General features: G+C 74.9%; 10 protein-coding genes. 2 read left to right on the top strand and 8 right to left on the bottom strand.

Annotated elements, in window-relative coordinates:
* Nucleotides 1–8 precede the first annotated feature (8 nt).
* Both AB0B41_RS33235 and AB0B41_RS33230 read right to left on the bottom strand, forming a co-directional pair.
* Complete coding sequence (locus tag AB0B41_RS33235) at nt 9–935, bottom strand: glycoside hydrolase family 16 protein (RefSeq protein WP_358210426.1); 927 nt, start codon at nt 933–935, stop codon at nt 9–11.
* A gap of 191 nt (nt 936–1,126) precedes the next feature.
* Complete coding sequence (locus AB0B41_RS33230) at nt 1,127–4,657, bottom strand: ATP-dependent DNA helicase (protein ID WP_358210424.1); 3,531 nt, start codon at nt 4,655–4,657, stop codon at nt 1,127–1,129.
* A gap of 335 nt (nt 4,658–4,992) precedes the next feature.
* Here AB0B41_RS33230 and AB0B41_RS33225 point away from each other — a divergent pair, with 335 nt between their 5' ends.
* Both AB0B41_RS33225 and AB0B41_RS33220 read left to right on the top strand, forming a co-directional pair.
* Nucleotides 4,993–5,766 (top strand): alpha/beta hydrolase, encoded by a 774-nt coding sequence (locus AB0B41_RS33225; protein WP_358210422.1) that lies wholly within the window; start codon nt 4,993–4,995, stop codon nt 5,764–5,766.
* Nucleotides 5,766–6,044 (top strand): MGMT family protein, encoded by a 279-nt coding sequence (locus tag AB0B41_RS33220; RefSeq protein WP_358210420.1) that lies wholly within the window; start codon nt 5,766–5,768, stop codon nt 6,042–6,044. The genes AB0B41_RS33225 and AB0B41_RS33220 overlap by 1 nt, the downstream gene beginning before the upstream one ends.
* Nucleotides 6,045–6,648: 604 nt before the next feature.
* Here the strand turns inward: AB0B41_RS33220 and AB0B41_RS33215 are convergent.
* The 6 genes from AB0B41_RS33215 to AB0B41_RS33190 form a co-directional block, all read right to left on the bottom strand.
* Nucleotides 6,649–7,416, bottom strand: coding sequence for a CbiX/SirB N-terminal domain-containing protein (locus AB0B41_RS33215; RefSeq protein ID WP_358210418.1), 768 nt, complete (start codon nt 7,414–7,416; stop codon nt 6,649–6,651).
* Entirely contained in the window at nt 7,413–8,591 is a 1,179-nt protein-coding gene (locus AB0B41_RS33210; protein WP_358210416.1) for a uroporphyrinogen-III synthase, read from the bottom strand. The genes AB0B41_RS33215 and AB0B41_RS33210 overlap by 4 nt, the downstream gene beginning before the upstream one ends.
* A 47-nt stretch (nt 8,592–8,638) precedes the next feature.
* Nucleotides 8,639–9,001, bottom strand: a complete 363-nt coding sequence (nirD, locus tag AB0B41_RS33205) for a nitrite reductase small subunit NirD (protein WP_358210414.1) — start codon at nt 8,999–9,001, stop codon at nt 8,639–8,641.
* On the bottom strand, nt 8,998–11,556 hold the full coding sequence (gene nirB, locus AB0B41_RS33200) for a nitrite reductase large subunit NirB (RefSeq protein WP_358210412.1): 2,559 nt from the start codon (nt 11,554–11,556) through the stop codon (nt 8,998–9,000). Before nirB ends, nirD begins: the two co-directional genes overlap by 4 nt.
* A 72-nt stretch (nt 11,557–11,628) precedes the next feature.
* Nucleotides 11,629–12,987: a nitrate/nitrite transporter gene (locus AB0B41_RS33195; RefSeq protein WP_358210448.1), complete on the bottom strand. Its 1,359-nt coding sequence runs from the start codon at nt 12,985–12,987 to the stop codon at nt 11,629–11,631.
* Between the two features lie 211 nt (nt 12,988–13,198).
* Nucleotides 13,199–14,017 (bottom strand): TIGR02569 family protein, encoded by an 819-nt coding sequence (locus AB0B41_RS33190; protein WP_358210410.1) that lies wholly within the window; start codon nt 14,015–14,017, stop codon nt 13,199–13,201.
* Between the last annotated feature and the right edge of the window lie 228 nt (nt 14,018–14,245).

Raw genomic sequence — 14,245 nt, 5'->3', positions numbered from 1 at the left:
AGGACCGGTCAGGCGGCCTGCCCGGGCAGCGAGGAGACCCGCATGTAGTCGACCTGCAGCCGGGTCTCGGGCGGGGTCGACTCGTCCGGCGCGGCGAGCCAGTCCTTGGCCGGGCCCTGGTCGAGCTGGATGGTGGCGTGCATCGGCGTGGTCGGGATCATCGCCCTGTCGGTGGTCTCGAACGTCTTCCTGCCGTCGATGTAGGCGGTCAGCCGGTCCGGGAGCCACTCGAACGCGAACGTGTGCCACTGCGAGAAGTCGCCCTTGGTGGCGTCGCCGAACGTCTTGTTGGCCGATCCTCCGTAGTGGATGATCGTGTGCGCCAGGTCCCGGTTCTCGCCGGGGACCTCCATCATGTCGAGCTCGCCGTCGTCCGGCCACTTCTCCGAGTCCGGCCAGAGCAGGATCGCCGAGCCCCAGCCGCGCCCCTTGTCGGTGCGCGCGCGGAACTCCCAGCGCCCGTACAGCTGCCCCTTCGAGTGGCCGACGCCGCCGGACACACCGCCGTCGCCGGGGCGGGCGGTGATCGTGAGCGCGCCGTCCACCACGGACACCGCGTCGGGGCTGCGCGTGCCGTTGCCGAACGCGCCCTTGGAGTCGTAGGCGCCCCAGGTGCCCTTGTCGAGGGAACCGCCGTTGAACTCGTCGCCTCCCGCGGGCACCCAGGCGACGCCGGACGAGGCGGCCGCGGCCTGGCGGGCGGCGTTCGGGGCCGGCTTCTTCGTGGTCGGCTTCGGGGTCGCCGTGCTGGTCGGCGCGGGTGTCGGCACGGCCGAGGAGGTCGGCGGGGGCGGCGTGGTCGTGGGCGCGAGCACCGCGCCCTGCGACGTGTCGGGGGCGGCGGTCAGCTCGGGCTCGGCCGCGGAGCCGCACGCGCTGAGCACGACGGCCAGCAGGCCGGCGATGCCGACCGCACGGACGCGTTGGCGGGACACGGGGCCTCCAGGGACCGAACCGCCGGGCGACGACGCGGGGAGCCACGACGCGGCGGGATGAAACGCAAGGGGGACGCGCCCGAACCTAGCGCGAACACCCGGCCGGGTGAGGCCCGACCCTCCGAGCGGGCACAGGGGCGCGGTGCACGGTCGCCGCAGGTGGGAGCGGGCGGGCGGGCAGCCCGCCCGGCTCACTCCTCGACCACCGACCGACCGGACTCGACCGCGGGGCAACTCCCCCGAACGGGGCAACGGTCGCAATCCGGTCCGACGCGTGCGACGTACGCCGGTCCGGAGGTCTGCCGCGCGGCCTCCCAGACGACGTCCCGCCACTGTCCGGCCGCCTCGGCGTCGAGCGGGGGCTGCACGGGTTCCTTCGGCGAGCCCGTGGCCTTGCGGTCGGCCACGAACACCAGGCGCGCCCCGCCCGGCCGGGCACCCTCGCCGACCAGGTCCGAGAAGGCGCCCAGGGTCGCGGCGAGCTGGTAGACCGCGAGCTGCGGGTGCTCGGCGGCCGAGGCGGCGCTGACCGCGGTCCGCCCCGTCTTCACATCGACGACGACCGGGCGGCCCTCCGCGTCGACCTCCAGCCGGTCGACCCGGCCGCGGAGCCGCACGGTGGGGCGGGGCGTACCGACCTCGACCTCGTCCGGGTCGTCGCCCTCGATGTCGAGCTGGACGGGATGCTCGACCGCGACCAGCCGCAGGCCCTGCTCGCGGCTCTCCCGCAGCCATTGCGCGTAACCGGCGAGCATGCCGCGGACCCGGGCCAGCTCGCGGCGGCCGTACCAGGGCGCGCCCGCGTCGAGCCGGGCCCAGGCGGTCCGCAGGGCGGCGTCGATCTCCGCGGGCTCGGCACCCGCGGCCTGCGCCTGCACGAGGGCGTGGACGAGCGAGCCGGTGACGGCCGACAGCGCACCGGTCTCGTTGCCGCCGTGTCGCTCCAGCACCCAGCGCAGCGGGCAGGACAGGATCCGCTCGATGTCCGACGGCGACACGGGCACGATCTCGCCCTCGGGGCGCAGCGGCGCCTCGGCCGACGGCTCGGGCAGGCCGTACCAGTCGTCCGGGTGCGCCCCGGGCACCTTCTCCGCGGCGAGCCGGGCCAGCTGGGCCGCCGCGCGCCTGCGCCGGGCCGCCCGGGCGGGATCGCCGTGGTCCGGCTCGGTGACGGCGCGGCGCAGCTCGCCGACCAGCTCGGCCAGGACGAGCGCGCGGCCCGGCCGGAAGGTGGGCCGGCCCTCGGTGGTGTCGGCCGGGAGCGGGTCGAGCTCGTCGAGGAACCGGGAGGGCTGCTCGTCTTCCGCGTGCACCGCACTGACCAGCAGCGTGCGCCGGGCACGGGTGCAGGCGACGTAGAACAGCCGCCGCTCCTCGGCGAGCAGCGGGGCGACCCGGGACACGACCGCCTCGGCGCCGGTCGGTTCGGCGACGCCGGCGACGACGTCGACCAGCCGCTCGTTGCCCAGCAGGCTGCCGCGCAGCCGCAGGTCCGGCCAGCTTCCCTCCTGGACACCGGGCACGGCGACGACCTCCCACTCGCGGCCGCGGGCGGCGTGCGCGGTGAGCAGGGCGACCGCGTCCTCCCGTGGGGCGCCGGCGGTCTGGGTGTCGCCGGGGAGGTGCTGGTCGCCGAGGTACTCCGCGAAGCCGGCGACGTCCGCCCCCGGGAGCCGGTCGGTGTAGCGGGCGGCGGCGTCGAACAGCGCCAGGACGGCGTCGAGGTCCCGGTCCGCGGCCGCGCCCACGGGACCGCCGCGGGCGCTGGCGGCAGCCCAGCGGCGGGCGAGGCCGCTGCGCTGCCAGACCCGCCACAGGACCTCCTCGACCGTGCGGCCCTCGCCGGCGGCCTCGGCGGCCGTGGCCAGCAGGGTCGACACCGCGCGGAGCGGTGCGCTGTCGCCGGGCGGGAGCGCGGTCAGCGGATCGGGACGGCCGGCCGCGGCGGCACGCAGGGCCTCGACCAGCAGCGGGTCGCTGCCGACACGCTCGACGTCCTCCGCCGAGAGGTCGTGGGGGTCCGGGGACGGCGCCGACTCGGACGCCGGGACGAGGATGGGGCCGACGGACGAGGCGGGATCGGCGGGCGGGATCGGGGTTGGGCCGGGACTGGCCGGCGGGGCGGAACCGGTGGGGTCCGCGGCACGCCTGCGCCGGCCCTCTTCCCCCGCGGCGTGCAGACGCAGGAGGCCGCGGCGCAGCCGGCGCATCCGCATCGGATCGCCGGAGCCGAGCGCCGAGGTCAGCAGCGCGGTGGCGGCGTCGGCGTCGATCTCCTCGGGCCGGGTGGCGGCCCGCAGGATCAGCAGGAACGGCAGCACCGCGGGCTGGCGCGCGAGCGGCAGCTCCTCGGGCGGCGCCGCGATCGGGACCCCCGCCGCGACCAGCGCGCGCCGCAGGGCCGGGAGGGTCCGCCGCGCCGACCGCGACAGCACCGCCATCTCCGACCACGGCACGCCGTCGACGAGGTGGGAGCGCCGCAGCCGGTCGGCGATCCAGGCCGCCTCGGTGGCCGCCGACGAGAACGTGCGGACCAGCACCGAACCGGGGTCCGGAACCTCGTGCGACACCGTCGCGGGGGCGACCCGCAGCCGGCCCTCCCCCGAGCCGGAGAGCCGCGACGCCAGCCGGGCGCCCGCGGCACGCACCGCGTCCCGCTGCCGGTGGTCGACCGTGAGCACCGCGGTGGGTGCGTCGACCGCGCGCAGCCCGTCCGGGTCGGCGCCGCGGAACCCGAGAACGGCCTGGTCCGGGTCGCCGGCGATCAACGTGCTGGTGGCGGTGCGGGCCAGCACCCGGACCAGCTCGAGCTGCTGGGGGTCGAGGTCCTGCGCGTCGTCGACCAGGAGGTGGCGGACGCGCTCGCGCTCCGTGTGGAGCAGCTCGGGGTCGAAGGCGAGCGCGTCGAGCGCCGCGGCGACCAGCTCCGCGGAGTCGAGCGCAGGTGCGGTGGCCTGCGGCGCCGCCCGGCCCGCGGCGCCCCGCAGCAGGATGACCTGCTCGTACGTGCGGAAGAAGCGGCCGGCGGCCTCCCACTCCGGCACCCCGTGGCGCTCCCCGAGACCGAGGAGCTCCTCGGGGCCCAGCCCGCGCTCCTCCGCGCGCAGCAGGAGCTCGCGCAGCTCGGCGGCGAACGCGGGGATGCCGAGCGCCGGCCGCAGCCGCTCGGGCCAGCCCGAGCCGGGGACGCTGCCGTTCCAGTTCGCGATCTCGCCGGCCAGGAGGTCGCGGACGACCGCGTCCTGCTCCGCACCTGCTAGCAGCCGGGGCGGCGGGTCGCCGGCGCGCGCCGCGTGCAGTCGCATGATCCCGAACGCGTACGAGTGCACGGTGCGCACGAGCATCTCGCGCGAGGTACGGGCCTGGATCGCGGTGGCAGCCGGGTCGTCCGGGTGGATCCTGCGGATGAGGCGTTCGCGCAGGTCCGCGGCCGCGCGCCGGCTGCCGACGAGGAACAGGACGCGACCCGGGTCGACCCCCGCCCGGACCCGCCGCGCCACGCTTTCCACCAGCACGGTGGTCTTTCCGGTGCCCGGCCCGCCGATCACCCGCAGCGGCCCTGCCTCGTGCTCGACGACCCGCCGCGCCGCCGCCTCCCAGTCCGGCTCCGGCGTCGCGGGCCGGGGCGGGCGGACCAGCAGCGGCCCCTCGGCCGCGCTCGCGCGACCGCCGCCGACGGGCAGGCCGTCGACCGCGGCGCGGCGGGCGGGATCGGGGGTCACGGTCCGAGATTCGACCACGCCCCACCGACAGTTTCGAGCGGGGTCGCCGTTCCCGAGGTCGCCAGTCGCGGGTAGCAGGTCGCGGGGGCGTCGGGTCGCCGTGGCGGGTCGCGACGGGGCGGGTCGCGACGGGGCGGGTCGCGACGGGGATGATCGTTCCGAGTGTGACAGGAGTGTCCTCACGACGACGCTCGCGTGACGGCCGCGGGCTCTCGCCGCCCGGTGATCGTTCCGAGCGGCACCGCACGGTTGCGCCGGCAGCGGTTCTGTGCCGCTCGCGGCGGGAGGCGCGGATCACGGGCGATCCTGTCGGGGTCGGGTGGCACGATCACCGCATGCCCGACGCCCCCCTCCACGTCCATCCCGCCGGCGACCCCGCCGGCGCGCCGGTGCTCGCCCTGCACGGCGTCACCGGGCACGGCCTGCGCTTCCGCCCGGTGACCGAGGCACTGTCGGCGCTGCGCTGGCTCGGCGTCGACCTGCGTGGGCACGGGCGGTCGCCGTGGGCGCCGCCGTGGAACCTGGAGCAGCACGTCGCCGACGCGCTCGGGGTGCTCGACGCGCACGGGGTCGAGCGAGCGGCTGTCGTCGGGCACTCGTTCGGCGGGGCGATCGCCACGCACCTCGCCCGCACCGCACCGGAGCGCGTCACGAAGCTGGTGCTGCTCGACCCGGCGATCGGCCTGGACCCGCAGGACATGCTCGAGACCGCGGAGGAGTCCCGGGAGGACGAGTCCTACCCCGACCGGGAGGCGGCGCGCGCGGCCAAGGCGGAGAGCTGGGCCGCTGTGCCGTCGGCGCTGGTCGACGCCGAGGTCGAGGCCCACCTCGAGGAGCGGGACGGGGCGTGGCGGTGGCGCTACTCGCGCGCGGCGCTGGTCGCGGCGTGGGGCGAGATGGCGCGCGAGGCCGTGGTGCCGCCGGCGGGCCGTCCGACGCTGATCATGCCCGCCACCGGGGCCGACTTCGTCTCGGAGAAGTGGCTCGAGGCCTGCCGCACCGAGCTGGGCGAGCAGCTCACGATCACACCGGTGGACACCGGGCACATGCTGTACCTCGAGCGGACCGCCGAGGTCGCGGGACATCTGCAGGGTTTCCTGGAGGACTGATGGACGAGGAGACGCTCGAGCGGGTGCGGGCCGTCGTCGCCGCGATCCCGCCGGGCGCGACCAGCACGTACGGCCGGGTCGCCGCCGACGCCGGCATCCCCGGCCGCGCCCGGCTGGTGGGCCGGATCCTCGCGGAGGACGGGCACGACCTGCCCTGGCACCGCGTCCTGCGCGCCGACGGCACCTGCGCCCCGCACATCGCGCAGGAGCAGTCCGCGCGGCTGCGGGCCGAGGGCGTGCTCCTCGTCGACGGCCGCCTCCCCCGCGACCGCCGCTGATCAACGATTTCGTGCAGTCGGGGTTGGGAGCCCACGCCCGACGCACCCCCCGACGATCACGGGACACGCAGCTCCTCGACGACCTCCACCATGATCAGCGGCCGAGTGCAGCGACGGCATCCTGGCGAGCCCTGAGTGCACGCACCCCGCGATCACGGGTACCGCATTCCTTGGTGATCGCGGACCAAGTGCGCGGAGGGCCTTCAGAGCAGCCCGCGACGCCCCCACCGGTGATCATGGACGAGATGCTGCTCCTCGACGACCCGAGCCATGATCAACATCGAGGTGCAGCCAGGGCTTATCAGCAAGCCGTGGGTGCACGCATCCGACGATCAAATGCGCCGCGGGATTCGATGATCGCGCTTTGAGTGCGTAGAGGCCCTGCGCACCTGCCCCTGGCGCACCCAAACGACGATCATGAACGAGCCGCGCCTCCCCGACGACCCCCACCATGATCAGCAGTCGGGTGCAACCACGGTCCCTCAGCGAGCCATTGCTGCACGCACCCGACGATCACATCCGGCGCTCGCAAGATCGCGCCCCCACCCCGTCCCTCGTGAGTGGCGATAGTCGCTATAGCGACCATCGCCACTCACAGGGGCTGTTAGGCCGCGACCGTCCCGGTCTCGACGCCGGCGTGGTAGCGCGACACCACGGCGGCGACGACGTCCGGGTGGGCGCCCAGCGGGTCGCCCACCACGTCCGCACCGGAGTCACGGATGCGGGTGTGGAAGACCCCCGGCGCGAGCAGCCAGGACACCACGGAGATTCGCTCGGACCCGGCCCGGCGCAGGCCGTCGACCAGCGCGTCGATCCGGGGGGCGGCGGTGGCGGCGAACCCGACACGTACGCCGCGGCCGAGGGCGTCGGCCAGCATCTTCCCCGCGGCACGGACCTCGGCGATCGCCGCGGCGTCGGAGGACCCGGCCGCCGCCAGGACGACCGTGTCGCCGACCCGGTGCCCGGCGTCGGCCAGCCGGGCCAGCGCGGCGCGGACGAGCAGCGGGTCGGGGCCGAGCGCGGGGGTGACCACGAAGCGATCCGGGTCCGCGCCGGCCTCGGCGAGCTGGGCGGGGAGGTCGGTGCGCACGTGGTAGCCGGAGGCCAGGAAGGCGGGCAGGACCACGGCGCCGTCGAGCCCCCGGATCGCGTCGGCGACGGCCGGTCGCCGGACGTCGACGTACCCGACCCGCACCTCGACACCGGGCAGCGCGACCCGTGCCCCGGCCGCGATCTCCTGGACGACCGCGTCGGCGGCGTCGGACCGGCTCCCGTGGGCGACCAGGACCAACGGGGGCCGCGACCCGGACCACTCCTCCGGCGACGACGCCTGCATCGGAACGGACAGGTCGGCCGGCGGAACGGCCCTCACCGCTCGTCCCCGGAGACGCAGTGCCCACCGACCGGCGACGGACCGGCGTTGGGGTCGAGCGCGAGCCGGTAGCCCCGCTTCACCACGGTCTGGATCAGCTTCGGCACCCCCAGCGCCGAGCGGAGCCGGGCCATCGCCGTCTCGACGGCGTGCTCGTCGTCGCCCCCACCGGGCAGCGCGCGCAGCAGCTCGGCGCGCGACACCACCCGGCCCGGACGCCGGGCGAGCACCCGGAGCAGGGCCATCCCGGTGGGCGGCACCGCCTTCAGCTCGCCGTCGACCAGGGCGGCGTGGCCGCGCAGCTCCAGCCGGTGCCCGGCGACGGGCAGCCGCCGGGCGCGGGCCGGGGCCTCGGCCTCCAGCGCGCGGACCATCGCGCCGAGGCGCGAGCGCTGCGGCTGCAGCGTCGGGACGTCGACGGCCTCCAGCGGCGCGGCCGTGACCGGCCCGACGCACACGACCAGCACCGGGCCGCGCAGCGCCGCGATCAGCTCGTCCCGCAGCCTGCGCTCGGCCGCCCGGGCCAGCAGGCTCGCAGCCGCGGGCGCGCTGGTGAAGGTCAGCATGTCGACGCCGCCGGCCAGCACGAGATCGGTCAGCCGGTCCATCGGGGCGAGGTCGGCGGGCGGCACCCACCGGTAGACCGGCACCTCGACGACCTCGGCGCCGGCCATCTCGAGCGCCTCGACGACGTCGGGCAGGGGCTCGCCGTGCAGCTGGACCGCGATGCGCCGGCCGTCGACCCCTTCCTCGAGCAGGTGGTCGAGCACCTCGGCGGACGACTCCGACGGCGGGGACCACACCTCCGTCAGCCCGGACGCGCGGATCTGCCCGCGCGCCTTCGGGCCGCGGGCCAGCAGCTCGCCGTGGGCCAGGGCGGCCAGCAGGTCCTCGCCCATCCCCCAGCCGTCGGCGGCCTCGATCCAGCCGCGGAAGCCGATGCCCGTGGTCGCGACGGTGACGTCCGGCGGCCGCTCGATCAGGTCGCGCGTACGGGCCTCGAGCTCGGCGTCGTCGGCCAGCGGGACGATGCGCAGCGCCGGGCCGTGCTGCACGCACGCCCCCCGGCGCTCGAGCATCGTGCCCAGCTCCTCGGCCCGGCGGGCCGCCGTGACACCGACGGTGAAGCCCGCCAGCGGAGGGACCTGCGCCTCGGTGGTGGTGGGGGCGCTCATCGGGGCATTCTCCGCTACGTCGGGGTCGATGCTGAACGCCGGAGTGGTCACCGTAACCCGATCTGCACGAGCCCGTCGTGCACACGGACCGCATAGACCGGCACGGAGACCCCCGGAGTGTCGAGGCACCGGCCGTCGACCAGGCTGAAGGACTCCTTGTAGACGGGCGACGCGACGACGGGCTCGCCGCCCCGGTCGCCGACGATCCCGCGGGACAGCACGGCCGCCCCCGACTTCGGGTCGACGTTGCCCAGGGCGTACAGCCGGCCGTCGTGGGTCCGGAAGATCGCGACCTGCTCGTCACCGAACAGGGCCGCGACGCCGCGCTCGGGCTGCAGGCGCTCCAGCGGGCAGGCGGTCTCCCAGCGCAGCGTGGTCCCGGTGGCCGGACGCTCGTCGGTCGTGGTCATCGCTGAACCTCCTGGCGGCCGAACGCGGGCACCCCGATGAGGACGGGCTCGGGATCACCCGCCCGCGGCGTCGGGACGGGCTGGCCCCGCTCGGTGACGAACGAGATGGTCGGGTCGGGCGTCCCCGGCTCGTTGACGAAGGAGACGTAGCGCTCCAGCTTCTTCGGGTCCTCGAGGACCCCGCGCCACTCGTCGGCGTAGTTCTCGACGTGGAGGGCCATCGCCGCGTCGAGCTCGGCGCAGATGCCCAGCGTGTCGTCGACGATCACCTCGCGCAGGTGATCGAGGCCGCCCTCCAGCTCCTCCAGCCACGGCGCGGTGCGCTGCAGCCGGTCCGCGGTTCGGATGTAGAACATGAGGAACCGGTCGATGGTGCGGATCAGGGTCTCCTGGTCCACGTCCTGCACGATGAGCTGCGCGTGCCGGGGGGTCGCGCCGCCGTTGCCGCCGACGTAGAGGTTCCAGCCCTTCTCCGTGGCGATCACGCCGAAGTCCTTGGACCGCGCCTCGGCGCACTCGCGCGCACAGCCCGAGACGCCGGACTTGAGCTTGTGCGGGCTGCGCAGCCCGCGGTAGCGCAGCTCCAGCAGCACGGCCATACCGACCGAGTCCTGCACGCCGTAGCGGCACCAGCTCGACCCGACGCAGGACTTGACCGTGCGCAGCGACTTGCCGTAGGCGTGCCCGGACTCGAACCCGGCGTCGACCAGGCGCTTCCAGATCGCGGGCAGCTGCTCGACGCGGGCGCCGAACATGTCGATCCGCTGGCCGCCGGTGATCTTCGTGTAGAGCCCGAAGTCCCGCGCCACCTCGCCGATCACGATCAGGCCCTCGGGCGTGATCTCGCCGCCCGCGATCCGCGGCACCACCGAGTAGGTGCCGTTGCGCTGCATGTTGGCGAGGAAGTGGTCGTTGGTGTCCTGCAGGGCGGCCTGCTCGCCCTCGTGGATGTGGCCCCCGCCGAGCGAGGCCAGGATCGAGGCGACCGCGGGCTTGCAGAGGTCGCAGCCGCGCCCGCGGCCGTGCTTCTCGACGACCTCGGTGAACGTCCGGATCCCCGTGCTCGCGATGATCTGGAACAGCTCGGCGCGGGAGAAGTCGAAGTGCTCGCAGATCGCCTTCGAGACCTCGACACCCTCGTCGACCAGCAGCTTCTTCAGCAGCGGCACACAGGAGCCGCAGCTCGTGCCGGCCTTGGTGCCGGCCTTGAGGTCCGGGACCGTCGCGCACCCGTCCGCGTGGATCGCGTTCTTGAGCGCGCCCTTGGTCACAGCGTTGCAGGAGCAGATCTGCGCGGAGTCCGGCAGCGCATCCGCGCCCAGCTCGACGCCGCCGGGCGCGATCATCGCGACCGGGTCGGCCGGGAGCTTCATGCCGACCATCGGGCGGAGCGTGGAGTACTTCGACGCGTCGCCGACCAGCACCCCGCCGAGCAGGGTCTGCGCGTCGTCGGACACCACGAGCTTCGAGTAGGTCCCCGCCACCGGGTCGTTGACGACGACCTCGAGCGCACCCTCGGTGGCCGCGTGCGCGTCCCCGAAGCTCGCCACCTCGACGCCCAGCAGCTTCAGCTTGGTCGACATGTCGAGCTCTTCGGGGGTCATCCGGGCCTGCCCGCCGAGCAGCCGGTCCGCGACGACCTCGGCCATCGCGTACCCCGGCGCGACCAGGCCGTAGGTGCGGCCCTCCAGGGCCGCGACCTCGCCGATCGCCCACACGTCGTCGTCCTCGGTGCGGCAGGTCGCGTCCACCCAGACGCCGCCGCGCTCGCCAAGGCGCAGCCCGGACTCGCGGGCCAGCGAGTCGGCGGCGCGGATACCCGCCGAGAAGACGACGACGTCGGCGTCGAGCTCGACCTCGTCGGACAGCGTGGCGACCAGCCGGTCCCGCTCCTCGCGGATGCCGCTGACCGCGACCCCGGTCCGCACGGCGATGTCCTGGCTCGTGACCAGGTCCTTCAGCAGCGCACCGCCGCCCTCGTCGACCTGGACCGGCATGAGCCGCGGCGCGATCTCCACGACCTGCGGGGAGAGCCCGAGCAGGCGCATGGCTCGCGCCGCCTCCAGGCCGAGCAGCCCGCCGCCGACGACGACCGCGGAGCGCCGCCCCGGGCCGGGCCGGTCGACCGCGGCCGCGGCGGCCGCCTTGATCGCGTCGAGGTCGTCGAGCGTGCGGTAGACGAAGCAGTTCGGCAGGTCGCGGCCGGGGACAGGCGGAACGAACGGCACGGACCCGGTGGCGAGGACCAGGGCGTCGTAGGTGAGCTCGGCGCCGGAGGCGGTGCGGACCGTGCGGCGCTCCCGGTCGAGCGTGACGGCCGGGTCGCCGAGCCGCAGGTCCACCAGCGGATCGGCGAGCTCGGCGAGCCGCAGCTCCTCCTCGCTCTTCCCGTCGACGTACGACGACAGGGCGACCCGGTCGTAGGCCTGCCGGGTCTCCTCGCCGAGGACGGTGATCCGCCAGTCGCCGAGCCCGTCGCGGTCACGCAGCGCCGAGACGAGCCGGTGCCCGACCATCCCGTTGCCGACCACCACGAGATGCCGTGTGTCCGTCACTGCTGACCTCCTGTCCCGCACCGTGTGCGGGTTCGTGCTGTTCGTGCGGGGTGCGCTGCCGGGTGGGACCGGTCAGACGCGGGCGAACGCGATCTGGCCCTCGCCGGTGCGCACGGACGACGTCTGGCGCTGGTAGACGGCCCAGGTGATGCCGGCGCAGAGGACGTAGAAGGCCAGGAAGGCCCAGAACGCCGGGACCCCGGACTTCGTGGCCGCGAAGGACTGCCGGAAGGCCAGGTTGATCAGCAGGCCGCCGAGTGCGCCGACCGCCGAGATCAGGCCGATCGCGGCACCGGAGACGCGGCGGGCGTGCAGCATCGCCGCGGCGCGGTCCGCACCCTCACCGACCCGCTCCAGGGCCTGCCGGCGGAAGATCGCCGGGATCATCTTGTAGGTCGAGCCGTTGCCGATGCCCGAGAAGACGAACAGCAGGATGAACCCGAGCGTGAACAACGCCAGCGAGTTCGTGCCCGACGCCAGGATGCAGACCAGCGCCGACACCGCCATCAGCCCGAAGTTGACCGCGCTGACCTTGGCACCGCCCAGCTTGTCGGCCATCCAGCCGCCGATGGGCCGGATGAACGAACCGAGCAGCGGGCCGATGAAGGTGACGGCCGCGGCCTGCAGCGGGGTGCGGCCGAACTGGGTCTGCAGGACCAGGCCGAACGCGAAGCTGTACCCGATGAAGGAACCGAAGGTGCCGATGTAGAGCACCGACATGATCCCGGTGTCGCGCTCCTTCAGGGCCAGCGAGAAGGCACCCTTGTCGTTGCTGACCGACGCCAGGTTGTCCATCGAGAAGGCCGCGACGACCGAGCAGACCACGATCAACGGGATGTAGACCGCGAGCAGGATCTTCGGGTGACCGGCGCCCGAGGTGGCGATGACCAGCAGCGCGATGAGCTGGATCACCGCGACGCCGAGGTTCCCGCCGCCCGCGTTGAGGCCCAGGGCGGTGCCCTTGCGGCCCTCGGGGAAGAAGGCGTTGATGTTCGTCATCGACGAGGCGAAGTTGCCGCCGCCGACGCCGGCCAGGGCCGCCATCAGCACGAACACCGAGTACGGGGTGCCCGGCTGGAGCACGAACGCGGCAGCGATCGTGGGGATCAGCAGCATCGCGCCGCTGATCACCGTCCAGTTCCGGCCGCCGAAGCGGGCGACGGCGAAGGTGTAGGGCACCCGCAGGATCGCGCCGACGAGCGTGGCGGTCGCGCCGAGGAAGAACTTCCCGGCCGCGTCGACGCCGTACTCCGGGCCCATGAACAGGACGAAGACCGACCACAGGGTCCAGACCGAGAACCCGACGTGCTCGACGAAGATCGACGCCCAGAGGTTCCGGTTCGCGACCGCCTTGCCCGTGCGCTCCCAGAAACCGGGGTCCTCCGGCTCCCACTGCTGGATCCACCGCCCCCCGACGATGCCTCGGGACACGGTCCTGGTCTCCGTGTCGGTCGGTCCTTCTGCGGTGGCTGTCACGCCGGTCCTCCTGGTCGCATCCGTGGTCACGTCTCTCGGATGCGCAGGACGGTAGGCAGCCGGGATTACCCCGGAGTGGCCCCGTGTGACACGGGCGCAAAGCCCCGCTCACGTGCGTTCAGCTGCGGTGTGAGGTCACAACGCGCTGGTCAGGGATGTGAGGGGGTCAGAGGCGGGCGCTGACGAGCCCGGCGACCCGCTCCAGCCCGGCCACGCTGCGTGCCGACGCGTCGGGGTGCTGGGCGTGCAGGGCCAGCCGGTACAGCGCGGCGCGCAGCAGCGCCTGGGGCCATTCGTCGAGGTGCGCCCACCGGTCCATGAGGCCCTCGTCGGCCCCGCCCCACGCGATCGCGTCGACGACGACGACCGCCGCCGCCCACTCCGGCGGCCGCCAGAACGGGACCAGGTCGAGGACCACGGGGACACCGTCGCCGTCGAACAGCACCGCGCCGAACAGCTCGCCGTGCACGACCTGCGGCGGCGACTTCATCGGCCGCCGGTGCGCCGCCAGCTCGGCGAACAGCCGGCCGCCCGAGGCCTCGTCGAGGGCGAAGCGGCGCTCGCCGAACGCCGCGGCGGCGGAGCGGGCCAGCAGGTCGTCGCGGTTGTCGAGCAGCCGGGGGCGCTGGACGGTGGCGGTCGCGGCGTGCAGGCGCAGGCTGGCCGAGACGACGTCGTCGTGCCGCGGTTCGGAGGCGCCGGCGAGGAAGCGGGACGCGGCCCAGCCCGCCACGACCCAGCGGCCGTCGGACGAGCGGACGGGGCGGGCCAGCCGGACGGCCTCCACGTCCAGGGTCTCGAGGACGCCCGCGGACCATGCGGCCATCGCGTTGTCGGCGACCGGGCGCAGCAGGACCTCGCTGCAGTGCCAGGCGCGCTGCCCGGCCCAGACCACGGGGCGGGGCGTCGCGTCCTTCACGCCGAAGGCGACGCGGACGTGCTCGGGGAGCGCGCTCGCCTGCGGGACCGTCGGTGCTGCCGTCACGGGGCGCCACGCTACCTGCGCCGACCCGCGGATCAGGTGTGCCACGCGGAGAATCCTGCGCGGGGCGGGTCGTGGACCGGCGGCCGCGGCCGGGCTGCAGGGGCTCGTGCCAGGGCACGGAGTCTTGTCCCGGCTAGGCCATGTCTCCCAACCCGCCACCACCGCTCCCGGCGCCCACGCCGTCCCCGCCGGCGTTGCCGGGCCACCCGAATACGCCCGGTATGAGGG

This window comes from Pseudonocardia sp. NPDC049154 (assembly GCF_040648315.1).
Classification (GTDB): Bacteria; Actinomycetota; Actinomycetes; order Mycobacteriales; family Pseudonocardiaceae; genus Pseudonocardia.
The sequence above is the reverse complement of the archived record's forward strand: the minus strand, read 5'-3'. Positions and strand labels throughout refer to the sequence as shown.

What these genes read in the sequence shown, in the direction of transcription:
- AB0B41_RS33210 (WP_358210416.1), bottom strand. Translation starts at nt 8,591, where the DNA reads ATGAGCGCCCCCACCACCACCGAGGCGCAGGTCCCTCCGCTGGCGGGC.
- AB0B41_RS33220 (WP_358210420.1), top strand. Translation starts at nt 5,766, where the DNA reads ATGGACGAGGAGACGCTCGAGCGGGTGCGGGCCGTCGTCGCCGCGATC.
- AB0B41_RS33225 (WP_358210422.1), top strand. Translation starts at nt 4,993, where the DNA reads ATGCCCGACGCCCCCCTCCACGTCCATCCCGCCGGCGACCCCGCCGGC.
- nirD (WP_358210414.1), bottom strand. Translation starts at nt 9,001, where the DNA reads ATGACCACGACCGACGAGCGTCCGGCCACCGGGACCACGCTGCGCTGG.